Source organism: Novosphingobium chloroacetimidivorans, from assembly GCF_014204535.1.
In the GTDB taxonomy this organism is placed as follows: Bacteria; Pseudomonadota; Alphaproteobacteria; order Sphingomonadales; family Sphingomonadaceae; genus Novosphingobium; species Novosphingobium chloroacetimidivorans.
On record NZ_JACHLR010000016.1, the window covers coordinates 61,437 to 86,315 of the forward strand.

The following is a 24,879-nucleotide window of genomic DNA, read 5'->3' on the forward strand; positions in this document are numbered from 1 at the left end:
CGAAGGATGCGAATCAGGGAAGGCGGGCGAGTGGCAGCGGGAGCGAGAGGGCATGGGTGCCCTGCTGGCGGACCTGCAGGGTGCACGGGCCGAGGCTCTCGAGTTCGGCGGCCTGCGATGGCGAGAGTTCGAGTGCCGGCGCCTGCGTCTCCCAGGAGCGCAACGTGGAGCCTGCGCCTTCGCAGGTGACGAGATAGCGCTCGGCCTCCTCGATCAGCGGCACGTCGACGCCATCGCTCCACCGCCATCGTCCGCGAGCACGCCGCGTCCAGCGCAAGTCGAGGCTGCCGTCCGCACGCCGGCGAGATCGGCCATGCACGGGCGCCAGCGGCCGACGAGCGATGCCGGCGAGGTGCAACGGCGAGCTTGTCGGTGCGGCGTCTCCGCGCCCTAGCGCCAGCACCGTGTCTTCGCCCTCGACCAGCGAGGGCAGCGGCGTGCCGCGCGCATCGATCAACGCGAAGGCCTCCGCCTCGACATGGGAGGCGATCGCGGCCTCGGTTCCGCCAAGCCCCCGCAGGAAGTGGGCAAGGCGCCACCTGCCGCTGCCGAGCGGTTCGACTTGGGCGAACTGGACCAGCTCCTCGCCGATCAGCGCGAGATTGGCGCCCATCGCGAGCTGGTCGAGACTGGCCGGTGCGAGGACCGCGTCGGGATCGGAGAGCGCCACGATCGCCAGGGAGGTGCGATCGAGTAGCAACGGGTTTGCCGGGGCGAGCGGCATTTCCAGCCGTCCGATCACGGAGCGGGCCCGCGCGGCGGGACCGAGCGGTCGCAACTCGCCGTCACGCCCATCGGCATAGAGCGCGGCGCCGCTCCAGCTCGCGCCGGTCGCGCCGACGAATGCGACGGCCTGCGAGGCCTGTCCCGTTTGGGCTGCTGGATCCCAGGGCAGTTCGAGTGCGACCAGCCGCGTCTGCGCTGGCGGCAGGTCGGCAGGCGCGGGGAAGTTGGTCGAGGGCGCTGGTGGCGGTTCCAGGTCGAGCGTGTCCACGCGGGCGAGCTCGAGTTCGACTCCGCTCTCCCGCCACTCCCAGGTTTCGACGCGCCAGGTGCCGCTGCGATCGGGCAACCGCACCAGCGTGCCAGGCGCCACCGCGCTGTCGAGCGTGCAGCTGCGCCAGGCGACCCGCTCGCGTGCGCTCTCCCGCCGTTGCGCCATGCGTTCGACGAGCCTGCGCGCCTCGGCGCTCTCCAGCGCTGCCGGCAGTTCGAGCATGTCGGGCTGACCAGGTGCGGCACGGCCGCTCGCGTGCTGGGTGCCGGGCTGGAAGTCGCGCGCGACGTCGAGGTAGCGCAGGACGGCGGCAGGCTGCGCCGCGGCGGGCGAACGCCGGCGGACCATGCCTCCGGAAGGCGCGAAGGCATCGTCTTCTACCGCTGTGGCGGGCGGCTCGAGCAACAGGAGCTCGGTGGCGGTGTCAGCCAGGCGCAAGCGCAGGCCTTCGCCGCTGGCATCCAGGGCCAGGGGCAGGACGTCTGCCAGCGTCGAGAGGCAGGAGGCGAGATCGTCCTCGACAAGCACGCCGGCAAAGCCGGTGAGGTCGGCCGTCACCGTCGCGTCGCTGACTGTTTCGTCGACAAGCGCCCCCAGGCTTACGCCATCGTCGGCCACGACCTCGAAAGTGAGCGCGGGCACGCGGTTGCCGAAGCTTGCGAGCTCGAGCGCCTCGAACACGACATAGGCCAGGCCGCGGAATGCCGGGCAGCGGGCTTCGCCTTCGCTGGCGGCGATCAGCGGGTCGAGGGGCTGGTCCTCGCTGCCAAGATACACGCGCAGGGCGCCGCCGACCTTGAGATCGCCCGCAGCGCCGCGCAGCAGCTTGCCGTCGGCCCAGACGCGGCCGAGCGACCGGATGGGCCGGCTCGACAGGACGATGGCGAGGTTGGCGGCATAGCTGTAGGTGGTGGTGGCCGGCTGACCCTTGGCGCCGATCACTTCGGAGTGCTCCTGCAGCTCGGTCGCCCAGACGATCGCGCCGGGTACGCGCATGCGCCCGTGCACGCGCGGGATCGCCAGACCATAGCTGGAGAGCGAGACTTCCAGTTCGCGCAGGCGCGGTCCGCGGCGGCGTCCGGTGCCGAGCAGCGCATCCTCGAACTGGCGGCCCGCGAGCGCGCCGATGGCGCCGCCCGCCGGTCCGGCGAGCGCGTTGCCAAGGGCACTGAAGACGATGGTGGCCATGAAGGTGAGTCCTCAGAAAGCGGGTGGGAAGCGCCAGTGGCGCGCGATGGTCCAGGTCGGATCGCCAGAGCCGACGACGACGCGGCCGAGCCCGGCATGGGCGTGGACGATGCGCCCGCTGGCGAGCGCCACGGCGAGATGCGGCTGGATCGGCGAGCACTGGGCGAGGAGCACGTCACCGGCGATCGTTTCACCCGTGACCACGGCTAGGCCCAGGCTCGCGGCCACCTCATCCGCAGCGGCGAGCCCGAGCCGGCGCAAGCCGAAGGGGCGAGGCAGCGCGACGCTTCTGCCCGTCGCGGCCAGAGCGGCAACGACCAGCCCCAGGCAGTCGAGCCCGGTCGCCGGATCGCGTCCGTGCAGGCGAAAGCGTGTGCCCGCGAGCGCCTCTGCGGCTTTGGCGAATTCGGTGCCGATCATGCGAGCGGCGAGGGGTAGCGGGCGAGCAAGTCGTTGCCCGGCAGGAACGGCTCTCCGCGAAAGTTGGCGGCGTTGCCGAAACGGGTGGCGCAGGTTTCCAGCGTATGGTCGCAGCCTTCGCGTACCAGGGCCCGCGCGCCGACGGGGATGAGCGGCTCCGGCAATCGGTCGAGCACCACGGCGCCGTGTCGATCCGCGCCGCGGATCAACACCGTCGTGCCGGCTCCCGACCCGTCGAGCCACTGGAGCGTTCCGCCCACGAGATCGGCGACCGGGGTGTCGCATGCCAGAGTCACCGATCCGGTCGTCCGATCGCTGCCGGTGACGCTGGCCTCGTGCATGAAGAAGGCCGGGCTGAGGTTGCACCCGGGCCCGCAGAACGCGGCGCGGCAGGCCGGGCTGGTGCGCGGGACGGCGCTGCGCAGCAGGTCGGCCTTGCGCGAGACGAGTTCGGCGGTGAAGCCGCCGTCCTCCTCGCTCACCGTGCCGAGCGTCCCCGTCCACACGGGTTCGTGTTGGCCGGTCTCCCAGTCGATCAGGCCGATGCGCACGCGCGCTGCATCGTAGCGGCCGGCGGCGAGGTCGGCCGCGCTGATCGCGTCGTGGCTGAGCGCGCCCGCCACTTCGGCGCTGTCTTCGTCGAGGCCCGCGCTGCGGCGGACGGCCGAGGGCACCATGCCGGGCGAGGCGCGATGCAGCACGCCCTCGAACCACAAGTCGCGATCGTGCGAGGTGAAGCCCAACGTCACCCCGTCGCGCCGCAGGATGCGCCAGTAGGTGGCGACCGTCTCCAGCGGCCGGGCGAACCAGGCGCGGCTCATGCCGCTTCCCGCACTTCGACGAGGGGCACGCTCGGCGCTTCTCCGGCGGCGAAGGCGGCGCCCGACACGTCGAGGCGATCCTCGGCGAAGCGCACCGGCACGTCGAACAGGAAGCCCGCGCACACCTTCGCACCGTCCGGAACCGGCGCGGCGAAGACGATCGTGCCGCCGGCTGCCAGGCTCCAGCCCGTGGCGATAACGCCATCCACGCTGACGCGCACGGAGCTCGCCACCGGTCGGGTGATGCGCCGCACTTGCGCCTCGTCGCCCTCGCCGTAGCGCTTCACCAGGGGGAAGGTGCCGCGCGTGCCATCGCCGGTGCCGATCGCCTGATCGAGCATCGTCGGCGTGCCGGTCATCGCACGGGAGCTGAAGTCGTAGGGATCACGTAAGCGGAACCCGCGCGCCGGTCCTCGCCGCGCGCGGAAGAAGGCGATCAGCGTGCCGATCTCCGCTTCGGACCGGACACCCGGGCCGACATCGAAGCGCAGCCTGGCGTCTGACCACAGTGCATTGCGGCGCTCGAAGCCCGAGGCGGTCACCGCGACGGTGGTCGAGAACTCGGGGCTGGCGCTGGCATCCTGGCCCAGCGCCAGCGGGTAGGGCACATCGTCGAAGTCCTGCATCGGAGGCTCTCCTGAGGGGGGAAGGCGCAAGAACCCGTCGCGCGCCACTTGCGGCAATGCCCAGACGACGATCTCATGCGGGGCGCGGGTCAGCGCTTCGTCGATCCCGGCATCGATCGCCCGCCAAGCCGGGTCGTTGCCGGCGTTGAGTACGAAGCCGGCGAAGTAATCCTGCTCGGCAGGTGGGTAGCCAAGCCGGGTGTTCACCAGCGCATAGGCATCGCGGCGATGGGCGTCAGCACCGGCGGTGAGCCAGTCGTAGTCCTCCACCTGCAGCCTGTCGAACGCCGGCGCGGCCCAGCCAAGCGGCATGTTCGCCCGCAGGGCCTCTGGCGTGTGGGGCGCAAGGATGGTGGGCGTGAAGACCAGCAGCAGCGACTCGAGCGGATCGGGCGCCACGGCTGCCCGGGCAGCGACGACCAGCGCGGCGGTCGATTGCGCCAGCAGCGCGCCCGCCTGGTCGAGCAAGGCCGTCTGCGCGGGACTGAGCGGTTGGCGCAAGTCGGGGATCGCCACCGGCGTGCCGCCAAGCGCGCCCGTGGCAGCCTGGTCGTAGAGGCAGATGCGCCCGTCGCTGTAAGTCCACCACCACGGCTCGCCGACCTGGAAGCGGACGTCGACACCTGCCGCCTGCATCAGCTGGGCAAACGCCGCCGCGACCGACTGCAGCCACGCCATCGCACCCGTATGTGCGGGCGACAGCAAGGTCGAGGGTGGTACCCAGCCGGTCAGCGCCGGCTCTCCGGCAAGGTCGCGCTGCATCCACCCGGGCGGGCAGTGCTGCGCCAGGAGCTCGTAGGAAAGGGAGGCGACCGGCGAGAAGCCGAGCCGGTTGCATTCGGCGAAGAACGCGGCGTGCCAGACGCGGGTCGGCGTGTTCAGCGGATCAGCGCCATCGGGCGGCAGGAACGCGCCATCCCGGTGCGCGAGCCGGAAGTAGTGGCTCATGCCGACGTAGTGCACCACCGAGCCGCGGTAGCCGAGCTGGCGCACGTTGCGCAGCAGCCGCGCCGGTGTCTGCACGCCTTCGTCGTCGAAGCCGGTGGCGATGGCGAGGCCGGTGGGGGGAACCGCAAGGGTGCCGATCTCCAGCATGGCAGCTGCGCCTTCGCAGCGGATCTGCGACAATTCGACCCAGCCCTCGACCTCGGTGGGCAGAGGGTCGCTGCTCGTTGCGTCGTAGCCCGGAGGGGCGAGCGAGACGAACAGGCGGTCGATCGCACCGGGCCAGACCGGGTCCGCATCGGCCGGCAGTGCGAAGCCGCCCACCAGCGCGGAGAACGACAGCACCACGTGCGCGTCGTCGGGCGTGCCTTGGGCATAGTTCCACAGCCGCACGTACCAGGTCCGCGGCGCGCCGGCGGTATCGCGGCCCTCGATCGTCAGCGTCGGCCCATTGATCTGATCGAGCGCGATCACCCCTGCCGAGCGCCAGCGGAACGAGAGCGTCGCCCCGGCATAGCTGGCCTGCTTGGCATAGCCGAGCAACGGATGGTCGAGCCGGTCCTCGCTGTCCCAGATCAGCCCGGCAAGATCGGCGCGGCGCAGGAACGCCAGGTCGACGCGCAGCGCATCAGGTGCGGTGGAAACCACACTGGCCATCATCGGGCGCGGGAAGTTGACGGTCCAGAATCGCGGGTCGAAGCGCTGGATCCAGTCGCTCTCCTGCCCCTCGCGCGTGCTTGCGAGCCAGAATGCCATGGTGTTGCCTCGTTGGTTAGGAGTGGGACATTGGTGCGAATGGCTTGGCTCTCTCGCCGCCCGAACATCGTCTTCGTCGCGGGAATGACGATTGTCCGAGGGATCTACCCCGACAGCGCCCGCCGCACGGCGCTTGCGACCTGGCGGGAGGAGCGCTGCAGCGATCGCGGCGCACTGGACCCCGCTGGCGCAGCAAGGTTGATCGACACGCGCACATCGCGTGCCCGCGACGCTGCGGGCTCGATCCGGCCCGCGCTGGTGGGCACGAATACCTCCGGCCCGCGCTCGCCGACCATGTAGCCTCGTCCCGGTGCGACATTGCCGCCGGTCGCGCGCCCGGGCAGTCCCAGCAGCGCGCCGGCAATACCGGATAGGTCCAGCCCGCTGCCCGCACCGCCGCCGCCGATAAGGCCCTTGAGCGACTGTGCCGCGACCGCTTCCAGTGCATCGAGCGCCACGCGCTTGAGGTCGTCGAAGCCGAGGCTACCCTTGCGGATCGCGCCGGTCAGTCCGCGTTCGAGCACATCCCCGGCGCGGGCGAAGCCGGCCACGAGGTTGCCGTCGACGCTGGCGCGCATGCGCTCGACGTCGCGCGCGAAACCCTCGGTGCCGGCGCGCACCTCGACCAGCAGAGTGTCGACGGCGTCATCCATGATCTTGCTCCATCAGGCGTCGCAGGGTTGCCGCGTCGATCGGTGGGGAAGCGTCGCGGGCAAGCGCGGCAGTCAGTTCGGCGAGGGTGGCGTGCCAGAACACGTCGGGCCGCCAGCCGAGGCGCCGCGCGGCCACTCCGCTCAGTGCCGACGCCATCGGACCGAACCGCTCGCTCATGGCTCGCCGCCGAGGATCTGCCGCAGCAGCACGCGCAGGGGTGCGGCTGCGGCGGCGAGGCCGAGCGCGAGCACCGCATCCCCGAACGCCTCGCGCGAGAGGTCCTGCCGGTCGGCCAGGCAGTGCCAGAACAGACCGGCGAGTTCGGCAAGGCGCAGCTCGCCCCGCGCCGCACGCTCGACCAGCGCGAACAGGGGCCCAAGCTCTTCCTCGGCCGCCACCAGCGCGCCGAAGCTGGGGCGCAGCACCAGTTCGCGCCCGGCGAGCGACAGCGCCGCCTCGCCGCGATAGGGATTGGCGGCGCTCATGCCGGCACCACCTGGCCCGAGCTTTCGAGCTGCAGCGTGTAGTTGCGCTCTCCGTTGAAATCGCCGGCATAGTCCAGCCGCTGGACCAGGAAGCGCCCGCGCAGCCGCTCGCCGTCCTCGAAGGCCAGTTCGTAGTCGTCCAACGTGCCGGCGAGCGCATTGGCGCGCAGCTTGGCCTCGGCCGCGCTGCCCAGGAACACGCCCGCCGCGCTGACCGAGACGGCGCGCACGCCTGCACCGGAAAGCAGCTCGCGCCAGCCGGCGCTGGCCTTGTTGGTGATGACCACGGTTTCGCTGGTCACGCTCATCTGGGTGGTGCGCAGGCCGGCGACGGTTTGGTAAGCCGGCGGCACGGCGCCATCGGCGATCTTGAGAAGGAAGGCGCTGCCTTTCTGGGCGGGCATGTTCAGGTCTCCAGTCTGGGTGGCGGTGTCAGGCGGCGAACACGCGAAAGGCGTACTCGAGCAGGATGGCGCGGCGGCTCTCGCCCCGCTGTTCGGCGCGTGCGCGCAGGAAGCGGGTGGAAGCCACCCGGAAGCCGGCCTGCGCTGAAGGCAGGCTCTCGATGCGGGCCTCGATCGCATTCGCAAGTTGCGCGCCGGCATCCGGCACATCGCCGCGGCAATGCAGTTCCAGCGCCACCCGCACTTCGCGTCCGCGGATGGTCTTGGTGCTCCAGTCGGTGCTGGCGCTGGCCGCGATCGCCAGCCAGGGCAGGCTGGTCCGCTGCGGTGCTTCCTCGTCCACGGCGTTGAGTTGCGCGGTGAGCAGCGGGTCCGCCTTGATCCAGGCAAGCAGCGCGGCGCGCACAGGCATTTCCATGGTCTATCCTTTCGCGAACAGGGGCCAGAGCAGCGCGGCGTGGCGCCAGCGCCCGGCGCGAGAGGTTCGCTGCGCCGCCACGCGCGCCTGGGCGAGGGCGGCGGCATGGGCTTCGAGGCGCCGGGTTAGAGCGGCGAAGCCGGGGACTTGCGCGATCATGCGAGGCGCAGCCGGCGCCAGGGCCGCCACAGGGCGACCACCGAGGCAGGCGGCAGCGGCGCTGCGCCCGAACCCTCGCGCTCGCGATGCTGGTGCGCGGCCAGGCGGACGACGCCATGCCGCAGCGCCTCGGGCAAGCCGTCCCACTCGGGCGCGAGGCCGGCGACGAAGCGCACTGCGATCCGGCCGGCTCGCGGGAAGCGGATGCGCAGGGCGCCGGTGCCGTCCGCACGCAGGTCGATCTCGTAGCGGTCCGCGTCGAGCAGGGTGCGGGTGCCATCGCCGTCGACCTGGTCGACCGCGACGATGGCCTGCACCGGCCGGGTGCCCAGCGCCTGCCAGCATGCGTGAGAGGGGAGCCGTTCCTCGCAAGTCTGTTCCAGCAGCATCGATCCGGTGAAGCTCTCGGCCGTCTCCAGTGCGCTGGCTAGCAGGGCCCGCAGCGGCGCGTCGTCGGCATTGATGGTGATGCCGAGCCATTGCTTGAGCTCGGCCAGCGCCGAGCCCGGCGGCACGGCAGGGGTGATGATCGTGCGGGTCATGGTGTCTCCGATTGTGTCCTCCCCGGTCCGGGGAGGGGGACCACCCGAAGGGTGGTGGAGGGGACTCGCGGCCTCACCAGACCTTGTGCGCTGGCGAGAGTCCCCTCCGTCAGCCGCTCACGCGGCTGCCACCTCCCCGATCCGGGGAGGACAGGCTCAGGCCGAAATCTTCAGCAGCTTGATCGCGTCGCTATCGAGCACCTGGCCGCCGATCCGCTTGGTGGCGTAGAAGTGGACGAACGGCTTGTTGGTGAACGGATCGCGCAGGATCGAAGTCGCGCTGCGCTCGGCGATGAGGTAGCCGGCGCGGAAGTTGCCGAAGGCGATCGGCACAGTGCCTGCCGCGATGTCGGGCATGTCCTCGGCTTCGACCACCGGATAGCCGAGCAGGCGGTCCGGCTGGCCGGCGGCGAGCCCCGGCTGCCATACGAAGGCGCCGTCGCTGGTCTTCAGCTTGCGCACTTCGGCCAGCGTCGCCGCGTTCATCACCCAGCTCGCACCCTGGCGATGCCCGGACTTGAGTGCATGGACGAGGTCGATCAGCTTGTTCTCCGGCTCGGCGCCAAGCCCTGCTGCGGCCCCGGTGGCGAGGAACTGCAGCGTGCCGAAGGCGCGCGTGGCATCGTCCGTTGCCGCCGAAGGTGCGTTCAGGAAGCCGCGCGGCCGGTTGGTGCCATTGCCGTTGACGAATGCGGCGCCTTCCGCGCGGGCGAACTCCATCGCGATCTCGTCGGCCAGCCAGGTTTCGAGGTCGAAGGCGGCATCGTCGAGCATCGCCTGGCTCGCGGCCGGGTTGGCGTAGAGCTCGCCCGAAGGCGGGGCGATCTCCGCGAACGAAGGCGTCGCCGTTTCGGGCCGAGCCGCCGTCTCGCTCACCCAGCCCGACGCGGTGCCGCCCGTGGTGACCAGCTTGCGGTAGCCGGCGCTGCCGGTCTGGACCACCTGGGCGATCGAACGGATCGGGCTGATGTCCTTGAGCCGCGCGCCGATCAGCGCGTCGATCTCGCGCGGGACGGCATAGCCGCCATCCGCCGCGACCGCGCCGGACAGCGACTTGACCTCTGCCTCGCGGCCCTGGCGCAAGTAGCCATCGACGAAGCTCTTCACTTCGATGCTGGCGGCGGCTCCGCCGATAAGTGGACGCGCGGCGCGGCCCATGCGGTCGAGGCGGGTCTTCACGTCTTCCACGTCGGTGCGCAGGGCATCGACGGCGGCGTCGGTGGCGTCTGCTCGTGCGACGAGGTCGAACGAGGCTTCGAGGATTGCGGTGTCTTCCATGGGTTCTCACTTTCCTTTGGAGGTAAAATCTTCGTCGCCCCCGTGGAGGCGGGGGCCCCGCGTCTTGCGGAGGGGGGAGCGGCAGAAGCACCAGCGGGGTCCCCGCCTGCGCGGGGACGACGGCAGGTCAATTCGAAGTGAAGAGATGCACCCGCGAGCCATATTGCAGCGGGTGGGTGACGAGGCTGACCTCCAGCAGTTCGACGGCCAGCAGGTCGCGCCCAGCCGCGCAGTACGCGGACTCCCGGGCATGATAGCCAAAGCTCAATCCCGTCACCGCGCCGCGCTTCAAGGCGAGCCCGGCGATTCCCTCGGCGTTGTCGATCGCCGCGATCACGCGCAGCCCGCGTGCGTCCTCCGCGACATGCTCGACCCAGCCGACGCGCTGGTCGGCACGGTGCTGCCAGAACAGCGGCAGCGGATCGCGCCGGTGCGCCAGGCTGCGCGCGAAGGCTCCGGGCCTGATCGCATCGCGATGCCCGTCGCGCCGCCCGAACAGCGCCGCATAGCCGGCAAAGCGCAAGGTCACTTGAGCAGACCCGTCGCGCCGAGCCGCACCGCCAGGCCCAGCAGCAGCACCGCACACAAGCCGCGCACGATCCAACCGAGCGCCGCGTTGCGCGCGCTCGCCTTGGCATCGCGCCAGGCGCGCAGCAGCTCGCGCAGTTCGGAGACGTCACGCGAGGCACGCGCATCGTCGAGGCCGATCGAGGCGAGGGTGCGCTGGGCGCCCAGTTCGCTGGCCTCCTCCACGATCGCGCGCAGGGTCACGAGATCGGCACCTTCGCCGCGCGCCTGCGACAGAAGACCCGCGAGCATATCCTGGTTCATGATTTGTTCCCTTCAATTTTTGCCGGCAGGCCCAGCAGCGCCCGCTTCTCCGCCGGATCGAGGAAGTCGGCGGCGCTGACTTGCGACCACAACCGCTCGCGGTCCTCGGCCAGCGCGGGCACGCGATCCAAGTCGATGGCGAGGCGCTCGTCGGCGAACCATGGCGCCAGACCCTCGGCCAGGGCGCCGAGCAGCTTGGCGGCGAGCGGCAGCAGGGTGAGCCGCCACAGCGCCCGGTTCGCCTCGCGATAGTTGGCGTACGTTGCGTCGCCCGGCAGGCCGAGCAGCATCGGCGGCACTCCGAAGGCGAGCGCGATGTCGCGCGCGGCGGCGGCCTTCAGCGTGGCGAAGTCCATGTCCGCCGGGCTCAGCGCCATCGCCTGCCATTTCAGCCCGCCTTCCAGCAGCAGCGGCCTTCCGGCATTGGCGGCGCCCGAGAAGGTACGGCCCAGTTCGTCGCGCAGGCGGTCGAACTGTTCGCCCGTCAGCGTGGCGCCGTCACCGCCGTCGTAGACCAGCGCGCCGGAGGGCCTGGCCGAGTTCTCCAGGATCTGGCGGTTCCAGTCCGCCGCGGCATTGTGGATGGCGATCGCCTGCTCGGCGGCGACCAGGCAGCCGGCGCCGTGATGATCGTCCGCCGGGTGGAAGTGGCGGACGTGGATCAGGTTGGGCGCGCCGTCCTCGTCTTCCAGCGGGATGGTCACGGGTCGACCGCCGACGGTGTAGGTCCAGGCGGCGGGCCAACCATCCGGGCCAGCGACGACGCTCATCCGCTCGGGGCGCAGGGCGAACAGCTCGATGGGGAAGCCGCGCGCATCCTTCAGCACCTGGACGAAGGCATTGCCGTGCAGCAGCAGGTGCGAGGCGAGCGTCTCCGTCAGCGACTGCCCGGCGCTGGTCGCCCGAACCAGCGCGCTCAGCTTGGGGTCGGCGGGAAGCAGCGGCGCGCCGGCGATCCCCTCCGCCACCAGCCGCACGGCGCGCTGGGCGACCGGGTTCTCCAGATAGGCGCGGCGGACGGCGGCATTGTACTCGAACGGCGCGCGGCCGTGCTCGGTGGCGAAGAGCCAGGGCGAGGCCGACCCGCGCGCCAGCGGCACCCGGCGCTCCGCGCCCTTGAAGGCGGTGACGATGGCTTGGACGAACGACATGTATTCCCTTTCCTGGTTCCTCCCCGGAACGGGGAGGTGGCAGCCCGGAGGGCTGACGGAGGGGTCGAGGCCTCTCCGGCAAAAATTTGCTTGCGGTCGAGAGCGCCCGACCCCTCCACCACCAGCTGCGCTGGCGGTCCCCCTCCCCGTTCCGGGGAGGAACTCTAAGCCATCCGCACCCGAGGCTCGGGCCGGCGTTCCAGCATCAATTCGCTGAGCGCCCAGACCAGCGCGTCGGCCCGGTCGGGGGAGCGGCCGGGGCCTTCGTAGCCACCCCCCGCGATCAGGCCGCACAACTCGTCCTCCAGCAGGGGGAACACGCCGGCATGGCGCACCCGGCCCGCTTCGTAGAGCGCGGCGACCGGCTCCGCCCGCGCGGTCTTGGCGCGGCTGGCGTGCACCAGCTTGACCGGGAGCACGATGCCGCTGGCGTTCAGTACCGATCGCACCATCTCGCCGCCCTGGTTGGCTTCGGCGACGACGCGGTCGGCCTGCCAGGCTTCGCTCGCCGCCGCGACCTTGCGGGCCCAGCGCTCGGGGCTGGGCTTCAGCAGCGAGGCATCGGCCAGCACCCGCGCGATCCCGTCGCCGCCTTGGGCAACGACCACGATCCCGCAGGCATCGCCGCCGCTGGAGGCGGGCGGATCGACGCCGACCACCACGCGCACCGGCTCGGATCGCGCGGTTTCGCGGCAATCCTCCAGCATGGCGCGCGTCCACAAGGCGCCGGGCAAGTCCTCGATCAGTTCGCCGTCGAGTTCCTGACGCCCCAGCAGCGAGCGGCCGAAACTGCGACGCACGTCGCGCAAGTAACGGTCGGGCAGGTTGCCCAGGTTCTCCTCGGTTCGGCCATGGGTGACCGCGAGTTCGTCGCCGGGCCCGGCGAGCAGCCGCCGCAGCAGTGGCACCGCCCGAGGCGTGGTCGTGGCGACCAGCCGCGGATGCTCGCCGAGCCGCAGGCCGAGCAGCAGGTTGTCCCAGGCCGAAAGCGCGCGACTGCCGGCATTGTCCCACTTGGCGATTTCGTCGCACCAGGCGTGGCTATGCTGGGGGCCGCGCAAGGACTCCGGCTCGCCGGCCGAGAACAGCAGCGCCTGCGCCCCGTTGGGCCAGGTCACCCGCCGCAGCGAGGGTTCGTAATGCGGTCGGCGGCGTGGCGGGCAGACGGCCAGCAACCCGCTCTCGCCCTCTACCATCACCGCGCGCGCCTCGGGCAGAGATGCCGCGACCAGGGCGATCCGCGCCGCGGGTTCGGCCTCGGCGACCGCGCGGACCCATTCGGCGCCGGCGCGGGTCTTGCCGAATCCGCGACCGGCCATGATCAGCCAGGTGCGCCAGTCGCCTTGGGGAGCAAGCTGCTCCGTGCGAGCCCATAGCTCCCAATGCCAGATGAACTCCTTGCGCTCCTCTTCGGACATCCGCGCCAGCGCCTCGCGGCGCGCCTTTGGCTCCATGTCGAGCAGTGTCTGCAGCCGCCTGGAGTTAGCCATCGGCGTTCTCCTGTGCTTCGGCGGCGGGAACCCGCGCGGCGCGCAGACGGTCAATACGCACGTTGATGCGCTCCAGGATCGCGCCGGTGTCCTCGACGTCGCGGAGCGCCTGCTGGCGGACGACCGAGTCCCGATGCGCCACCAGCAGGCGCAGCGCGGTGGCATTGTCGAACACGCGGGTGCCGCGCTTGGCGCCGCTCGCCGGCTTGATCTCGCCATCGCGGAGGCGCTGGACGAGCGCCATCTCGAGGTGCTCGTACCCCTCGCACAAGGCTTCCTGCCAGGCGCGGTAGAAGTCAGGGTCGCGGCGGCGGGCGTCGTAGACCTTGGTGGGCGACACATCCGCCGCGCGGGCGGAGGCGGCGACGTTGGAGGTGGTGGCGAGGTGCGCCAGGAACACGGCGTACCAGCGCTTGTCGGCGGGCGTGCGGAGCGCACGGCTCTTCGCCGGCACTTTCGTGTCCTGCATGGGTCTTTTGTCCTGGCTTGGCGGCTAAGGAACCGGCGGAAGCGGTTCGCTGCGGTGTTCCTGTTATGTACCTACACAGCGTGTCGAAGTCAAGCAAAAAGTACCACATCGGTTACGCAGTTGCGTCGTGTCGGTTTGCTGCTAGGCACACGGGCAGGGAACCGCGTGAGGGCGGTCATCGGGGACATCCACATGCTGCGCCGCCTGTACGACTGGACCTTGGCCAAGGCCTCGCACCCGCACGCCACCTGGTGGCTGGCGGCGTTCGCCTTCATGGAAGCCAGCTTCTTCCCGGTCCCGCCGCATCCGCTGCTCGGCCTGATGTGCCTGGCCGAACCGAAGAAGGCGATCCGCTTCGCCGCGATCGCCACGCTGGGCTCGGTGCTGGGCGGGCTGCTCGGCTATGCGATCGGCGCACTGGCCTACGAGGCGTTCGGACAGGCGCTGCTGAACGCGCTGGGCCTGGCAGAAAGCTTCCCCAAGGCCGCCTGCTACTTGCGCGAGTACGGGGCCGAGATCATCATCGTGAAGGGCGCCACGCCGATCCCGTTCAAGCTGCTGACGATCACCGCCGGGTTCATCGGCATGAGCCTGCCGGTGTTCATCGGCGCCAGCGTGATCTCGCGCTCGATCAGCTTCATGATCGTGGGCGTCCTGTTCCGCCTGTTCGGCGCCCCGATCAAGAAGTTCATCGACAAGTATCTGGGCCTCGTCACCATCGGCTTCGTCGCCCTGGTGGTCGCCGGCTTCCTCGCCATCGCGCTGCTGGGCCACGGCGACGACAAGACCAACGAGGCGTGCGAGACGAATCCGGCCGCGGTACGGGCTTGAGGGTGCTTGGGCTGAACTGACCAGATCCTCCCCTGCAAGGGGAGGGGGACCGCCAGCGCAGCTGGTGGTGGAGGGGTGTAACCCTCTCCGTCAAGCACTCCGCCAGCGGTGACACCCCTCCGTCAGTCGCTGACGCGTCTGCCACCTCCCCTTGCAGGGGAGGATCGGCAAGGGCAGACCTCTCCCCAGAGGAGAGGGCCAATGAACGAGACCACACTCGTCGAACTGATCGACCGCCACGAGATCCACCAGGTCCTGCTGCGCTACGCCCGCGGGCTGGACCGGCTCGACCGCGAGCTCGCCCGTTCGTGCTACTGGGACGACGCGATCGAGGATCATGGCCACTTCGTCGGCACACCCGACGCTTTCGTCACCTGGGCGGACGGCACGACGCTGATGTTCGAGGCAACCCAGCATGCCATCCTGAACCACGTCTGCGACTTGCAGGGCGACGACGCTTTCTGCGAAACCTACTACCACTTCTCCGGCGTCAGCGCCGAGGGTCCGCACTTCATGTCGACGGGCCGCTATGTCGATCACCTGCAGAAGCGCGGGGGCGAGTGGCGGATCGCCAATCGCGTGACCTTGGTCGAAGGCACCTACGACGTGCCTCGCGCCGAGATCGCGCCGCATCCGTCGACTGCCTACACCCCCGAGGCGCCGTGCCAGGCCACGCGCGACCGCAACGACGTGAGCTACCACCGCCCACCGGTGCCGCGCCGACCGGCTTGACCGCCTTCACGGATATGTCATCATCCCCATGCTGCACCGCGTGATAACGGAGCGGTGCGAAGGAGGGTTATGGCGCGAAGCGACTTCCTCATGCAGCTCGAAGGCTACGGCCTCACCACGGTCGAGGTGCATTACTACCTGCCCGATTATCCTAAGCTCCTGCAGCTTTTCGCCTTTCAGCAATACGATCTGGCGCCCCGCTTTCCGGAGCTGCGCAAGTTCCTCGATCACTGGCGACGCGAGATCGAAGGGCCGCTGCATTCCGTCCGGATCGCCCACCAGCACCTGATCGGACCGAGCGAGTGGCGCGCGGTGGACGGCGTCATCGCGATCCACTGACCGCAGGGTACGAGTGCGAAGGAACGCAAGGCCGGCCTGCGGGTTGGTGCGGGATCGGACACCTGCCTCCCGGAGACCATAATGCCGCTCAAGATCTGCGTCCTAGTCGGTTCGCTGCGCGAGGGATCGATCAACCGTCGTCTTGCCGAGGCGCTGATCCACCTCCCGCAAGCACGCGAGCACGAATTCGTCCATGCCGATATCGGCAGCCTGCCGTTGTACAGCCAGGACCAGGATGAGGATTCCCCTGCGAGCGTGGTCGCCTTGCGCGAACTGGTGAAGAGCTGCGATGCCGTGCTCTTCGCCATGCCGGAGTACAACCGCTCGATCCCCGGCGTGCTCAAGAACGCCATCGACCACGGCTCGCGTCCCTGGGGCCAGAGCGTGTGGAAGGGCAAGCCGGCGGGCGTCATCGGCGCCTCGCCCGGCCCAATCGGCACCGCGATCGGACAGTCGCACTTGCGCATGGTGCTCGCCTACCTGGACATGCCGGTGCTCGACCAGCCCGAAGCGTACATCCAGTGGAAGGACGATCTCATCGCCGAGGACCACACGATCCACGAACGGTCGCAGGAGTTCCTGGCCGGCTGGATGAAGGCCTATCTCGCTTTCGTGCAGAAGGAGATCGGCGCCGGATCGCCTCAGCCGGCAGCCTCAACCTAGCCCCAGGAACAGCCCCGCCAGCGCCGCGCTCATCAGGTTGGACAGGCTGCCCGCCGCCAGCGCCCGCATGCCCAGCCGGGCGATTACGGGGCGCTGGTTGGGGGCGAGGCCACCTGTCACCGCCATCTGGATCGCGATCGACGAGAAGTTGGCGAACCCGCACAACGCGAAGGTCACGACGCCGACCGTCCGGGGCGAAAGGCCGGTGTCCTTGCCCAACTCGATGAAAGCGACGAATTCGTTGAGCACGATCTTGGTGCCGAAGAGCCCGCCGGCCTGCAAAGCTTCAGTCCAGTCGGGCGTCGCCAGCAGGTAGAAGACGGGCGCGAAGATGTAGCCCAGCAGCAGCTGGAAGGTCACGCCGCTGGCGCCGAAAAGTCCCGCGACCCAGCCGACGAGCCCGTTGGCAAGCGCAATCAGCGCCACGAAGGCCAGCACCATCGCGCCCACGGCGACGGCCAGGCCGACACCGGTCTGCGCGCCCTGCGCGGCGGCCATGATGATGTTCGCGGGTCGCTCTTCGTCGTGCGGGACTTCGACCGGGATGTCGCTTCGCGTGTCCACCTCGTGCACGCCGGGCTGGTGGGTCACGTCGGCACGGTTGAGGGCCGCTGCGGCCATGCCGGCGGGCGGGCTGTCGTTATCGACCAGGGCATCTGCATTGGCGATGTCGTTCAGGCGGGGATCGGGCATGATCATCTTGGCCATGAAGATGCCGCCCGGCGCCGACATGAACGCGGCGGCGACCAGGTAATCGATGCGGATGCCCATGCTGGCATAGGCGGCCAGGATCGTGCCGGCGACACCGGCGAGGCCGACCGTCATCAGGCAGAACAGCTGCGAAGGCGTCAGGCTGGCAAGGTAGGGCCGCACCACCAGCGGCGATTCGCTCTGCCCGACGAAGATGTTGGACGCGGCCGACAGGCTCTCGATCTTGCTGATCCCGGTGATCTTCTCAAGGCCGCCGCCGATCCAGCGGATCACCAGCGGCATGATGCGCAAGTAATAGAGGATCGAGATCAGCGAGGCGAAGAAGATGATCACCGGCAGCGCCGAAATGGCAAAGCTGGTGCCGCCGATCTCGGGACTTGCGATGTTGCCGAACAGGAATTCGACGCCGGCATGCGCATAGCCGAGCAGGCTTTCCACGCCGACGGCCGCGCCCCCCAGCACCGTGCGGCCGAACGGCACGTAGAGCACCAGCGCCGCAAAGCCGGCCTGCAGCGCAAAGGCGGCGCCGACCACCCGCAGGCGGATCGCCCGACGATCGGTGGAGAGCAGGAAGGCGGCGAGCATGATCAGTCCGATGCCAAGGAGGCTATAGGCTACATGCATCGAACGCGGGTTCCTGGATCGGATTGAAGTTGCCGGGGAAACTAGGCGGGGCTTGGGCTGAGGGCTAGCGGTTTCTCTGCGGATGGCTGCGCAGTGTTGCCAGCCCCTCCGCCACCGACTTCGTCGGCAGCGCGCCACGACTCAACCCTCTATCCCGAATGCGCCACGCCCGTTAAACCCCGGCGATGCAGTCCAGTCCCAAGTCCGTCACCATCCCCCGCGCCCTGTTCGTCATCTCTCTGCTCTACGGCGGCCTCGTCGTGCTGGCCGGCGTTCTCGGAACCAAGCTCGCATCGCTCGGTCACTGGCCGGTGCTGGGCGACCTCGCGGTGGAAAGCGGCATCTTCGCCTTCCTCATGCTGGTGGTGATGTCGAGCGCGGTGGCGGAACTCTACGGCCAGGCGACGGCCAACCGGCTGGTGCGCTTCGGGTTCATCCCGCTGATCGTGTCGATGACGCTGCTCTCGCTGGTCATCCACGTGGTTCCGCCAGCGCCGTTCTGGGGCGATCAGGAGGCCTTTGCCCGCCTGCTGGGCCAGGGCGCACGGATGCAGTTCGCGGGCCTGTGCTCCTATGGCATCTCGCAAACCCTGAACGTGTACCTGTTTTCCAAGCTGGCCGGCGGGCGGGGCAAGCTGCTGATCGTGCGCGCCTGGATCGCCAGCCTGCTGAGCCAGGTGGTCGACACCGTGATCTTCATCACGCTCTCGTTCTGGGGCACGGTCGATGCGTCCGGCCAGCCGATGCCGATCGGCGCGATCATGGAAGGGCAGATCATCTCCAAGCTGGTGCTCTCGACGATCATGGTGCCGCCCTTCATCTACCTCTTCGTGCGGCTGGGGCGGCGGCTGGACGCCACGAGATAGAGGAGAGCCGGTTCACGCCTCTGCGCCTGTGCGCGAACCTCTTTTTATCTTCAATTCCGCGGCCCCTCGCCCTAAGCCGCGGCCACGATGACTCAGCCCCACGACCCCGCCCTGCTCGCCAAGGCCGCCACGCTCGTCGACGCGCTGCCCTACATGCAACGCTATGCCGGCCGCACATTCGTGGTGAAGTACGGCGGCCATGCGATGGGCGATCCCGATCTGGCGCGCGATTTCGCCGAGGACGTGGTGCTGTTGAAGGCAGTGGGCATCAACCCGGTGGTGGTCCACGGCGGCGGGCCGCAGATCGGCGCGATGCTCAAGACCATGGGCGTCGAATCGCAATTCATAGATGGCTTGCGCGTCACCGACGCGAAGACCGCGCAAGTGGCCGAGATGGTCCTGTGCGGGGCCATCAACAAAGAGATTGTCGGCTGGGTGGCGCAGGCCGGCGGCAAGGCCATGGGCCTGTCGGGCAAGGACGGCGGCATGGTCACCGCCCGCAAGGTGGAGCGGACCGCCAAGGACCCGGACAGCAACATCGAGCGTGTGGTCGACCTCGGCTTCGTAGGTGAGCCGGACATGATCGACACCAGCGTGATCGAGACCGTGTCCGCAGCCGGCATGATCCCGGTGATCGCGCCGATCGCCGCAGGGTCCGACGGGCAGACCTACAACATCAACGCCGACACCATGGCCGGCGCGATCGCCGCGGCCCTGGGGGCCGCGCGGCTGTTCCTGCTCACCGACGTCGCTGGCGTGCTCGACAAGCAGGGCGAGCTGCTGACGGACCTGAGGCCCGCCGACGTGGCGCGCCTGCAGCAGGACGGCACCATCTCGGGCGGCATGATCCCCAAGCTCGAAACCTGCCTCATGGCCGTGGAAGCCGGGTGCGAGGCTGCGGTCGTGCTTGACGGGCGTGTCTCACACGCCATGTTGCTGGAAATATTCACACAGGAAGGCGCCGGCACGCTCATCCGCGCGGGCTGAAAGCGTTCCGTGGGGAGGAACCCCGAAGCGAAGGGCCGATGCGAGATCATGCCAAGCCGAGCTGCTAGACTGCTGCCGATCCTCCTTGCCGGATCGCTTGCCGCTCTTTCCGCGTGCAAGAAAGACGAGACTCCCGCTTCTGCCGAACCGCTGGCGAGCGAAAGTGTGGTGCCGACCGACGTCGAAACACTGCCAAGCGGCGAGGCGTCCGCCGGCAGCGAAGGCGGCATCGCCGCCGGGCTCGATATGGGCGCGCTGCAAGAGCGGCGCGATCCGGAACGGCTGCTGCGGTTCTATACCAATGCGCTGCGGGTGGGGGACTGGAACTCTGCGGCCAAGGCCTGGGCGCTCGACGCCTTGATGACGCCGGAAAAGCTTGAGGCCGAGTTCGGCGGCGCGGCTGGTCCGAAGGTTGCGGTGGGTCGCGGTGACTCAGGCGCGGCCGCTGGATCGCTCTACTATGAGGTGCCGGTCACCATCGATTTCCAGGACGGGCGCGAGTCGCGTCGTGGGACGATCGTGCTGCGCCGGGCGAACGACGTGCCTGGCGCCAGCGAACTTCAGCTGGTCTGGCGGATCGAGCGCAGCTCGATCGTGGGGTAGCGGCCGAAGTCGTCTGCCCCTGGCGGCTGTCCCTAGCGGTTGACGATCAGCGCGGGCGCGCTCGCCTGGTGATAGCCTGCGACCCATGCGGCGCGGTCCTTGGGCGTCCGGTACGGATTGCTGGACAGCGGCAGTTCGGCCAAGGCGGCCTTGATCCCCCAGAGATGGGCATGAGCGACGTGGCGGGCAGGAGCGACGGTGTTCAAGCAACACTCTCTTGATTGGTTCAGACATCTCGCAAATGCGGCAGCAGGATCGTCGATCCCGGCTCTGAGGCAACCGGAAGGCTCGGTGCGACGAGATGCCTGGCCGCTTCGCAGGCGCGGAACGACCATGCGGCACGAGCACGGCAAGCCCCGCGCGCTAAGCGGATATGATATCTGATCGGGATCACCGCATGCGATCCGTTGGAGCGGGCGAAGGGATTCGAACCCTCGACCCCAACCTTGGCAAGGTTGTGCTCTACCCCTGAGCTACGCCCGCTCGAACGATCGCGACCCGCTGCCTGAGTGGCGGTGGGCCGGGGTGAGGCGCGCAACTAGCAACGCTTTTCGGAGGCCGCAAGGCAAAAAAGCATCTCCTGTGAAGATCGCCTGGAACGCTGCTGGCTGGCGCGCATTCGCCCTTCACAAAGCGGCCCCGGATCGCGATCTAGGGCGCAGAACGGATCTCTGTGGGAGCACGGAACTTTGGCGAGCATGGGCCTCAACCTCGAAGAGCAGAAAGCCGTGGACCGGTTCCGCCAGAACGTGGCCGAGCCCTCCATGACCAAGCTCGTCATCCTCGACTTCTGGGCCGAGTGGTGCGGCCCGTGCAAGGCGCTGACGCCGGTGCTGGAGAAGGTCGCGGCCGAGTACGCCGACAAGGGCGTCGTGCTGGCGAAGGTCAACGTCGATGAAGACCAGTTCATCGCCTCGCAGTTCCAGGTCCGCTCGATCCCGACGGTCTACGCACTGTTCCAGGGCCAGCCGGTCGCGGACCTGACCAATGCCCGCAGCGAATCGCAGCTTAAGGGCCTTCTCGACCAGTTGCTCGCCAAGCTGCCGATCCAGCCGGGTGATGAGCCTGCGCCCGATCTCGCCCCCCTGCTGGCGATGGGCGAGGACGTCCTCGCCAGCGGCGACGGCGAACGCGCGGCTGGCATCTACGCACAGATCATCGACATGGCGCCCGAGAGCCCCGAGGCCCATGCCGGCCTGCTGCGCGCGCTGATCCTGGCGGGGCACCTCGACGAGGCGGAGGCCCTGCTCGCGCAACTCGATCCGAAGCTGGCCGCCGATCCTCAGGTGGAACGGGCCCGTGCGGCGCTCGAACTTGCCCGGGAGAAGCCGGACGATAGCGAGCTTGCCGCGCTGCGCGCCGCCGCCGCCGAGCGTCCCGCCGACATGGACGCGCAGCTTGCCTTTGCCGGTGCGGCCTTTGCCGCGGGTGATCGCGACGAGGCGGCGGCGACGCTGCTGGCGATGATCCGTGCCGATCGCGAGTGGAACGAGGGCGCTGCCAAGGCCAAGCTGCTGCAGATGTTCGAGGCGATCGGCCTTGAGGATCCCTGGGTCGCCGCAACGCGCCGCAAGCTTTCGACGATCCTGTTCGGCTGAGCGGGTGGCGCGCGTCTCGATCTTCCCCTTGCCCGGCGCGATCCTCTATCCGGGGTTGCAGCTGCCGCTCCACATCTTCGAGCCGCGCTATCGCGCGCTGGTCGGCGACGCCCTGGTGCGCGACCGGCTGATCGGGATGATCCAGCCGCAACGCCCCGTGGAAGGATCTCCGTTGTTCGAGATCGGGTGTCTGGGTCGCATCGGCGACGTCGAGGCGATGGAGGACGGGCGCTACAACGTGATCCTGGAAGGCCAGTCGCGCTTTCGCATCCTGCGCGAACTCGATGTCACTACCCCCTTCCGTCAGGTCGAGGCCGAGCTGCTGCCCGAGCCGGAGAACCAGTCGCTCGCCGCGGTCGAGCGCGCCAGTTTCGAGCGCGAGGCGCGCCGCTTTGCCGACGCGCAGGGCTACAGCGTCGACTGGGACCAGGTCTCCCGGCTGGACGACCAGTCGCTGATCAACGGCGTTTCACAGATCGCGCCCTTCGATTCCGCCGCCAAACAGGCGCTGCTGGAAGCGAACGGCGTTTCGGAACGGTGCGAACTTTTGGTGCAACTGATGCAGTTCTTCGGCCGCCGCTCTGACGGCGATGACGGGAATGGGGTCACGCTGCAGTAGGAAAGCGCTCGCTGCGCAAGTCGCCCCGGGACGACTTCGACTAACCGACCATCGCCTCGCGCAAGCCGTCGATCACGTACTGCGCCGCGAGCGCTGCCAGCAGTACGCCGAGCAGCCGCGATATCACTGCTTCCACCTGATCGCCCACCAGCCGCATCAGCGGCAGCGCCGCGATCAGCGCCAGCAGCGCGCAGAGCAGCACCGCGGCGAGCGCGGCGAGGATCACCAGCGTCGCTTCGGTGCCTTGTGCCCGGCTCATCAGCAGCATGGTGGTGGCGATCGAGCCTGGCCCCGCGAGCATCGGCATCGCCATCGGGAATACCGAGACGTCGGGGATCTCTGGCGTCTCCTCGCCATGCGCGCGCACTTTCTCGGCGCGCTGGTTGCGGCGCTCGGTCCGCTTTTCGAAGACCATCTCAAGTGCGATGAGGAACAGCATGATGCCGCCGGCGATGCGGAACGAGTTCAGTTCGATATGCAGCGCCGCCAGCAGCTTCTCGCCGAACAGCGCGAAGACGAACAGGATGCACGCGGCGATGAAGCAGGCGCGCACGGCCATGGCGCGGGCCTGGACGTGGCTGGCGCCGCTGGTCAGCCCCGCGAAGATCGGCGCGCAGCCCGGCGGGTCGATCACTACGAACAGGGTGACGAAAGCCGAGACGAACAGCCCCATGAGATCGCCGCCGATCATGCGGGCGGACACACGGCTGCGGGTTGCGGCGCGGCGACACGCTTCTCCAGCACGGGTTCGAGCGGCTTGCCGGCCCCGCGATAGAGGCTGACGGTCAAGGCGCGGCTGCAATCGGCCGCGACGGTGACCGCCCAACTGAGCGTGCGATCCTCGCTCCACCCGCCGCGCGTGCCGGCCGGGAAGGCAGGCGCGGGCACCGCCGACGCTGGTACGGCTGAGGCGGCGGGAGCAGGCGGGCGCGCCTGCCTGCGATCACATCCCGCGACGCTGGAGGCGATCATCTCGGGGGCGACGAGCGGTGTCTCCAGCGTATCGCCCTGATCCATCACCCACTTGTACTCGCCATTTTCCTGACGCTGCCATACGGTGGTGAAGTAGCCCTGCGAGCCGTCGGCCCGCTGCCAAGGCCCCATGTTGACCGCAAGCGTGCCGTCGCAGCTGAGCCAGGTCTGGTGCGGCTGCCAGGCGACCGAGGCCGGCGGGTTCTTCTGCCGCTTCAGCCAGTCGCGCGCGTTCACCGCTTGAGGCACGAACATGACCGCATCGTCCGCGGCGGTCTGGCGAAAGGCCGTCCATTGGCCCTTGCTCTGGGCGAGCCGGGCAAAGGCGATCTCGGCTGCGATGGCCTTGGCCGGGCTCGCGAACCGTAGCTGCGGGCGCCTGGGCTTTGCGGTGGCGACGCCCGCCATGCCCATGGCGACGATCGCCAGCCCGAGCGTCCAGGCCTTCACAGCGCCTCGGCGGCGAGCGGAACCCCGGCGTTGCGGTGCGCGGCAACCAGCGTGTTGCGCAGCAGGACCGCGATTGTCATCGGCCCGACGCCGCCCGGCACCGGGGTGATCGCGCCCGCGACTTGCGCCACGCCTGCATAGTCGACATCGCCCACCAGCCGTGTCTTGCCTTCCTCGGCGGCGGGCACGCGATTGATGCCGACGTCGATCACGGTGGCGCCCGGCTTGATCCAGTCGGCCTTGACCATCTCGGCCCGGCCCACGGCGGCAACGACGATGTCGGCGCGGCGCACGACCTCGGCCAGGTCCCTGGTGCGGCTGTGCGCGACGGTGACGGTGCAGCTTTCGCCCAGCAGCAACTGCGCCATCGGCTTGCCGACGATGTTGGAGCGCCCGATCACCACCGCGTCCAGGCCCGACAGCGAGCCCAGGCGATCCTTCAGCAGCATCAGGCAACCGAGCGGCGTGCAGGGAACGAAGCCGGGCTGGCCGACGGCGAGGCGTCCGGCGTTGATGACGTGGAAGCCATCGACGTCCTTGTCGGGGCTGATCGCGGCGATGACCTTCTGCTCGTCGATGTGCGCGGGCAGCGGCAGCTGGACAAGGATGCCGTCGACCGCTTGGTCGGCGTTCAGGCGGGCGACCAGCGCCAGCAGGTCGGCCTCCGATGTGTCGGCGGGCAGCTTGTGCTCGAAGCTCTCCATGCCGCTGGCGAGGGTCTGCTTGCCCTTGGATCGCACGTAGACCTGGCTTGCCGGGTCTTCGCCGACAAGCACGACAGCAAGGCCGGCCCTGCGGCCGGCGGCGCGCTCGAAATGGGCGGCGGCTTCCGCCACGCGCAGGCGCAGGCTTTCGGCGAAGGCCTTGCCGTCGATGCGGTTACCGGGCAGCCCCTCGCTCACAACGCCCCCGAGACCGAGGCCATGGCCAGGTTCTTGAGGATGATGCGCAGGATTTCAAGCCCGACGATCAGCACCAGCGGCGAGAAGTCGATCGATCCGGTGTTGGGCATGATGCGGCGGATCGGGCGGAACAGCGGCTCGAGCAGCGCATTCACGGCCTTCCATACGGCCGCGACGAAATCGTTGTGGATGTTGACCACGTTGAACGAGATCAGCAGGCTCAGGACGAACTGGACGATCACCAGCATCACGATGACCGAGATGATGTAGCCGACGATCTCGAACAGGGTGAGGAAGATCAAGGATCAAGCCTTTCGCTTGGGGGCAAAGCCCGCTGCCAAAGCCCGC

The 24,879-nt window shown here is 69.2% G+C and carries 32 protein-coding genes and 1 tRNA gene; 9 read left to right on the forward strand and 24 right to left on the reverse strand.

Features of this window, described 5'->3' with window-relative positions:
* Nucleotides 1–13: 13 nt before the first annotated feature.
* The 17 genes from HNO88_RS16565 to HNO88_RS16645 form a co-directional block, all read right to left on the reverse strand.
* The gene (locus tag HNO88_RS16565) at nucleotides 14–2,185 is read right to left on the reverse strand and encodes a phage tail protein (RefSeq protein ID WP_184248066.1); all 2,172 of its coding nucleotides are present in this window, start codon (nucleotides 2,183–2,185) and stop codon (nucleotides 14–16) included.
* 12 nt (nucleotides 2,186–2,197) lie between these two features.
* A complete protein-coding gene (locus HNO88_RS16570; RefSeq protein ID WP_184248070.1) occupies nucleotides 2,198–2,605 on the reverse strand; it encodes an NlpC/P60 family protein in 408 nt (135 codons plus the stop codon).
* Nucleotides 2,602–3,426 carry a phage/gene transfer agent baseplate hub protein gene (locus tag HNO88_RS16575; protein WP_184248072.1) on the reverse strand — a complete coding sequence of 275 codons (825 nt, stop codon included), beginning with the start codon at nucleotides 3,424–3,426 and terminating at the stop codon, nucleotides 2,602–2,604. The genes HNO88_RS16570 and HNO88_RS16575 overlap by 4 nt, the downstream gene beginning before the upstream one ends.
* Entirely contained in the window at nucleotides 3,423–5,753 is a 2,331-nt protein-coding gene (locus HNO88_RS16580; protein WP_184248075.1) for a DUF2460 domain-containing protein, read from the reverse strand. The genes HNO88_RS16575 and HNO88_RS16580 overlap by 4 nt, the downstream gene beginning before the upstream one ends.
* Before the next feature lie 104 nt (nucleotides 5,754–5,857).
* Complete coding sequence (locus tag HNO88_RS16585; RefSeq protein ID WP_184248078.1) at nucleotides 5,858–6,406, reverse strand: tail tape measure protein; 549 nt, start codon at nucleotides 6,404–6,406, stop codon at nucleotides 5,858–5,860.
* Entirely contained in the window at nucleotides 6,399–6,584 is a 186-nt protein-coding gene (locus HNO88_RS16590) for a phage tail assembly chaperone (RefSeq protein WP_184248080.1), read from the reverse strand. Before HNO88_RS16590 ends, HNO88_RS16585 begins: the two co-directional genes overlap by 8 nt.
* A complete protein-coding gene (locus HNO88_RS16595) occupies nucleotides 6,581–6,892 on the reverse strand; it encodes a gene transfer agent family protein (protein WP_184248083.1) in 312 nt (103 codons plus the stop codon). Before HNO88_RS16595 ends, HNO88_RS16590 begins: the two co-directional genes overlap by 4 nt.
* The gene (locus HNO88_RS16600; protein ID WP_184248086.1) at nucleotides 6,889–7,296 is read right to left on the reverse strand and encodes a phage tail tube protein; all 408 of its coding nucleotides are present in this window, start codon (nucleotides 7,294–7,296) and stop codon (nucleotides 6,889–6,891) included. Before HNO88_RS16600 ends, HNO88_RS16595 begins: the two co-directional genes overlap by 4 nt.
* A 28-nt stretch (nucleotides 7,297–7,324) precedes the next feature.
* Nucleotides 7,325–7,714: a DUF3168 domain-containing protein gene (locus tag HNO88_RS16605; protein ID WP_184248089.1), complete on the reverse strand. Its 390-nt coding sequence runs from the start codon at nucleotides 7,712–7,714 to the stop codon at nucleotides 7,325–7,327.
* A gap of 3 nt (nucleotides 7,715–7,717) precedes the next feature.
* The gene (locus tag HNO88_RS16610) at nucleotides 7,718–7,873 is read right to left on the reverse strand and encodes a hypothetical protein (protein ID WP_184248092.1); all 156 of its coding nucleotides are present in this window, start codon (nucleotides 7,871–7,873) and stop codon (nucleotides 7,718–7,720) included.
* Nucleotides 7,870–8,415: a head-tail connector protein gene (locus tag HNO88_RS16615; protein WP_184248095.1), complete on the reverse strand. Its 546-nt coding sequence runs from the start codon at nucleotides 8,413–8,415 to the stop codon at nucleotides 7,870–7,872. Before HNO88_RS16615 ends, HNO88_RS16610 begins: the two co-directional genes overlap by 4 nt.
* 156 nt (nucleotides 8,416–8,571) lie before the next feature.
* Complete coding sequence (locus tag HNO88_RS16620) at nucleotides 8,572–9,693, reverse strand: phage major capsid protein (RefSeq protein ID WP_184248098.1); 1,122 nt, start codon at nucleotides 9,691–9,693, stop codon at nucleotides 8,572–8,574.
* A gap of 127 nt (nucleotides 9,694–9,820) precedes the next feature.
* On the reverse strand, nucleotides 9,821–10,216 hold the full coding sequence (locus HNO88_RS16625) for an HK97 family phage prohead protease (RefSeq protein WP_184248101.1): 396 nt from the start codon (nucleotides 10,214–10,216) through the stop codon (nucleotides 9,821–9,823).
* A gap of 2 nt (nucleotides 10,217–10,218) precedes the next feature.
* Nucleotides 10,219–10,527 (reverse strand): DUF6127 family protein, encoded by a 309-nt coding sequence (locus tag HNO88_RS16630; RefSeq protein WP_184248242.1) that lies wholly within the window; start codon nucleotides 10,525–10,527, stop codon nucleotides 10,219–10,221.
* Nucleotides 10,521–11,675, reverse strand: a complete 1,155-nt coding sequence (locus tag HNO88_RS16635; RefSeq protein WP_184248104.1) for a phage portal protein — start codon at nucleotides 11,673–11,675, stop codon at nucleotides 10,521–10,523. The genes HNO88_RS16630 and HNO88_RS16635 overlap by 7 nt, the downstream gene beginning before the upstream one ends.
* 164 nt (nucleotides 11,676–11,839) lie before the next feature.
* A complete protein-coding gene (locus HNO88_RS16640) occupies nucleotides 11,840–13,165 on the reverse strand; it encodes a DNA-packaging protein (RefSeq protein ID WP_184248107.1) in 1,326 nt (441 codons plus the stop codon).
* Entirely contained in the window at nucleotides 13,158–13,634 is a 477-nt protein-coding gene (locus HNO88_RS16645; RefSeq protein WP_184248111.1) for a hypothetical protein, read from the reverse strand. Before HNO88_RS16645 ends, HNO88_RS16640 begins: the two co-directional genes overlap by 8 nt.
* 192 nt (nucleotides 13,635–13,826) lie before the next feature.
* Here HNO88_RS16645 and HNO88_RS16650 point away from each other — a divergent pair, with 192 nt between their 5' ends.
* From HNO88_RS16650 to HNO88_RS16665, 4 genes are all read left to right on the forward strand, one after another.
* On the forward strand, nucleotides 13,827–14,465 hold the full coding sequence (locus tag HNO88_RS16650) for a YqaA family protein (protein WP_184248245.1): 639 nt from the start codon (nucleotides 13,827–13,829) through the stop codon (nucleotides 14,463–14,465).
* Nucleotides 14,466–14,666: 201 nt separating this feature from the next.
* The gene (locus HNO88_RS16655; protein ID WP_184248114.1) at nucleotides 14,667–15,197 is read left to right on the forward strand and encodes a nuclear transport factor 2 family protein; all 531 of its coding nucleotides are present in this window, start codon (nucleotides 14,667–14,669) and stop codon (nucleotides 15,195–15,197) included.
* Between the two features lie 69 nt (nucleotides 15,198–15,266).
* Nucleotides 15,267–15,536 carry an usg protein gene (locus HNO88_RS16660; protein WP_184248117.1) on the forward strand — a complete coding sequence of 90 codons (270 nt, stop codon included), beginning with the start codon at nucleotides 15,267–15,269 and terminating at the stop codon, nucleotides 15,534–15,536.
* An 81-nt stretch (nucleotides 15,537–15,617) separates the two neighbouring features.
* Nucleotides 15,618–16,199, forward strand: a complete 582-nt coding sequence (locus HNO88_RS16665; protein WP_184248119.1) for an NADPH-dependent FMN reductase — start codon at nucleotides 15,618–15,620, stop codon at nucleotides 16,197–16,199.
* Here the strand turns inward: HNO88_RS16665 and HNO88_RS16670 are convergent.
* Nucleotides 16,191–17,534, reverse strand: coding sequence for a NupC/NupG family nucleoside CNT transporter (locus HNO88_RS16670; protein ID WP_184248122.1), 1,344 nt, complete (start codon nucleotides 17,532–17,534; stop codon nucleotides 16,191–16,193). The genes HNO88_RS16665 and HNO88_RS16670 overlap by 9 nt on opposite strands.
* 185 nt (nucleotides 17,535–17,719) lie before the next feature.
* Here HNO88_RS16670 and HNO88_RS16675 point away from each other — a divergent pair, with 185 nt between their 5' ends.
* The 3 genes from HNO88_RS16675 to HNO88_RS16685 all read left to right on the forward strand — a co-directional run bounded on the left by HNO88_RS16675 (nucleotide 17,720) and on the right by HNO88_RS16685 (nucleotide 19,990).
* Entirely contained in the window at nucleotides 17,720–18,400 is a 681-nt protein-coding gene (locus HNO88_RS16675; protein WP_184248125.1) for a queuosine precursor transporter, read from the forward strand.
* Between the two features lie 87 nt (nucleotides 18,401–18,487).
* The gene (gene argB, locus HNO88_RS16680) at nucleotides 18,488–19,387 is read left to right on the forward strand and encodes an acetylglutamate kinase (RefSeq protein WP_184248128.1); all 900 of its coding nucleotides are present in this window, start codon (nucleotides 18,488–18,490) and stop codon (nucleotides 19,385–19,387) included.
* A gap of 48 nt (nucleotides 19,388–19,435) precedes the next feature.
* Nucleotides 19,436–19,990: a hypothetical protein gene (locus HNO88_RS16685; protein WP_184248131.1), complete on the forward strand. Its 555-nt coding sequence runs from the start codon at nucleotides 19,436–19,438 to the stop codon at nucleotides 19,988–19,990.
* A 32-nt stretch (nucleotides 19,991–20,022) separates the two neighbouring features.
* Here the strand turns inward: HNO88_RS16685 and HNO88_RS16690 are convergent, their stop codons facing one another.
* Together HNO88_RS16690 and HNO88_RS16695 are read right to left on the reverse strand one after the other, a co-directional pair.
* Complete coding sequence (locus tag HNO88_RS16690) at nucleotides 20,023–20,196, reverse strand: hypothetical protein (RefSeq protein ID WP_184248134.1); 174 nt, start codon at nucleotides 20,194–20,196, stop codon at nucleotides 20,023–20,025.
* Between the two features lie 202 nt (nucleotides 20,197–20,398).
* Nucleotides 20,399–20,473 (reverse strand) — tRNA-Gly (locus HNO88_RS16695).
* 215 nt (nucleotides 20,474–20,688) lie between these two features.
* Between HNO88_RS16695 and HNO88_RS16700 the strand changes: the two genes are divergently transcribed.
* Together HNO88_RS16700 and HNO88_RS16705 are read left to right on the forward strand one after the other, a co-directional pair.
* Nucleotides 20,689–21,588, forward strand: a complete 900-nt coding sequence (locus HNO88_RS16700) for a tetratricopeptide repeat protein (protein ID WP_184248137.1) — start codon at nucleotides 20,689–20,691, stop codon at nucleotides 21,586–21,588.
* A gap of 4 nt (nucleotides 21,589–21,592) precedes the next feature.
* Nucleotides 21,593–22,207 (forward strand): LON peptidase substrate-binding domain-containing protein, encoded by a 615-nt coding sequence (locus tag HNO88_RS16705; protein WP_184248140.1) that lies wholly within the window; start codon nucleotides 21,593–21,595, stop codon nucleotides 22,205–22,207.
* 40 nt (nucleotides 22,208–22,247) lie between these two features.
* On the opposite strand, the gene HNO88_RS16710 is transcribed toward HNO88_RS16705, so the two are convergent.
* Genes HNO88_RS16710 through HNO88_RS16725 form a run of 4 tightly spaced genes read right to left on the reverse strand, consistent with a single transcriptional unit; the run spans nucleotide 22,248 to nucleotide 24,833 of the window.
* Complete coding sequence (locus HNO88_RS16710; RefSeq protein WP_184248143.1) at nucleotides 22,248–22,898, reverse strand: MarC family protein; 651 nt, start codon at nucleotides 22,896–22,898, stop codon at nucleotides 22,248–22,250.
* On the reverse strand, nucleotides 22,895–23,629 hold the full coding sequence (locus HNO88_RS16715; protein ID WP_312857098.1) for a Cif family virulence factor: 735 nt from the start codon (nucleotides 23,627–23,629) through the stop codon (nucleotides 22,895–22,897). Before HNO88_RS16715 ends, HNO88_RS16710 begins: the two co-directional genes overlap by 4 nt.
* On the reverse strand, nucleotides 23,626–24,531 hold the full coding sequence (folD, locus tag HNO88_RS16720) for a bifunctional methylenetetrahydrofolate dehydrogenase/methenyltetrahydrofolate cyclohydrolase FolD (protein WP_312857099.1): 906 nt from the start codon (nucleotides 24,529–24,531) through the stop codon (nucleotides 23,626–23,628). The genes HNO88_RS16715 and folD overlap by 4 nt, the downstream gene beginning before the upstream one ends.
* Complete coding sequence (locus HNO88_RS16725) at nucleotides 24,528–24,833, reverse strand: YggT family protein (RefSeq protein ID WP_184248145.1); 306 nt, start codon at nucleotides 24,831–24,833, stop codon at nucleotides 24,528–24,530. The genes folD and HNO88_RS16725 overlap by 4 nt, the downstream gene beginning before the upstream one ends.
* Nucleotides 24,834–24,879: the final 46 nt, after the last annotated feature.

Coding starts and splice junctions, on each gene's coding strand:
- HNO88_RS16565 (WP_184248066.1), bottom strand. CDS start 2,185: ATGGCCACCATCGTCTTCAGTGCCCTTGGCAACGCGCTCGCCGGACCG.
- HNO88_RS16595 (WP_184248083.1), bottom strand. CDS start 6,892: ATGAGCGCCGCCAATCCCTATCGCGGCGAGGCGGCGCTGTCGCTCGCC.
- HNO88_RS16640 (WP_184248107.1), bottom strand. CDS start 13,165: ATGGCTAACTCCAGGCGGCTGCAGACACTGCTCGACATGGAGCCAAAG.
- HNO88_RS16650 (WP_184248245.1), top strand. CDS start 13,827: ATGCTGCGCCGCCTGTACGACTGGACCTTGGCCAAGGCCTCGCACCCG.
- HNO88_RS16710 (WP_184248143.1), bottom strand. CDS start 22,898: ATGATCGGCGGCGATCTCATGGGGCTGTTCGTCTCGGCTTTCGTCACC.
- HNO88_RS16645 (WP_184248111.1), bottom strand. CDS start 13,634: ATGCAGGACACGAAAGTGCCGGCGAAGAGCCGTGCGCTCCGCACGCCC.
- HNO88_RS16575 (WP_184248072.1), bottom strand. CDS start 3,426: ATGAGCCGCGCCTGGTTCGCCCGGCCGCTGGAGACGGTCGCCACCTAC.
- HNO88_RS16570 (WP_184248070.1), bottom strand. CDS start 2,605: ATGATCGGCACCGAATTCGCCAAAGCCGCAGAGGCGCTCGCGGGCACA.
- HNO88_RS16600 (WP_184248086.1), bottom strand. CDS start 7,296: ATGCCCGCCCAGAAAGGCAGCGCCTTCCTTCTCAAGATCGCCGATGGC.
- HNO88_RS16580 (WP_184248075.1), bottom strand. CDS start 5,753: ATGGCATTCTGGCTCGCAAGCACGCGCGAGGGGCAGGAGAGCGACTGG.
- HNO88_RS16620 (WP_184248098.1), bottom strand. CDS start 9,693: ATGGAAGACACCGCAATCCTCGAAGCCTCGTTCGACCTCGTCGCACGA.
- HNO88_RS16615 (WP_184248095.1), bottom strand. CDS start 8,415: ATGACCCGCACGATCATCACCCCTGCCGTGCCGCCGGGCTCGGCGCTG.
- HNO88_RS16585 (WP_184248078.1), bottom strand. CDS start 6,406: ATGGATGACGCCGTCGACACTCTGCTGGTCGAGGTGCGCGCCGGCACC.
- HNO88_RS16665 (WP_184248119.1), top strand. CDS start 15,618: ATGCCGCTCAAGATCTGCGTCCTAGTCGGTTCGCTGCGCGAGGGATCG.
- HNO88_RS16685 (WP_184248131.1), top strand. CDS start 19,436: ATGCCAAGCCGAGCTGCTAGACTGCTGCCGATCCTCCTTGCCGGATCG.
- HNO88_RS16675 (WP_184248125.1), top strand. CDS start 17,720: ATGCAGTCCAGTCCCAAGTCCGTCACCATCCCCCGCGCCCTGTTCGTC.
- HNO88_RS16660 (WP_184248117.1), top strand. CDS start 15,267: ATGGCGCGAAGCGACTTCCTCATGCAGCTCGAAGGCTACGGCCTCACC.
- HNO88_RS16590 (WP_184248080.1), bottom strand. CDS start 6,584: ATGAGCGAGCGGTTCGGTCCGATGGCGTCGGCACTGAGCGGAGTGGCC.
- HNO88_RS16610 (WP_184248092.1), bottom strand. CDS start 7,873: ATGATCGCGCAAGTCCCCGGCTTCGCCGCTCTAACCCGGCGCCTCGAA.
- HNO88_RS16700 (WP_184248137.1), top strand. CDS start 20,689: ATGGGCCTCAACCTCGAAGAGCAGAAAGCCGTGGACCGGTTCCGCCAG.
- HNO88_RS16635 (WP_184248104.1), bottom strand. CDS start 11,675: ATGTCGTTCGTCCAAGCCATCGTCACCGCCTTCAAGGGCGCGGAGCGC.
- argB (WP_184248128.1), top strand. CDS start 18,488: ATGACTCAGCCCCACGACCCCGCCCTGCTCGCCAAGGCCGCCACGCTC.
- HNO88_RS16605 (WP_184248089.1), bottom strand. CDS start 7,714: ATGGAAATGCCTGTGCGCGCCGCGCTGCTTGCCTGGATCAAGGCGGAC.
- HNO88_RS16670 (WP_184248122.1), bottom strand. CDS start 17,534: ATGCATGTAGCCTATAGCCTCCTTGGCATCGGACTGATCATGCTCGCC.
- HNO88_RS16655 (WP_184248114.1), top strand. CDS start 14,667: ATGAACGAGACCACACTCGTCGAACTGATCGACCGCCACGAGATCCAC.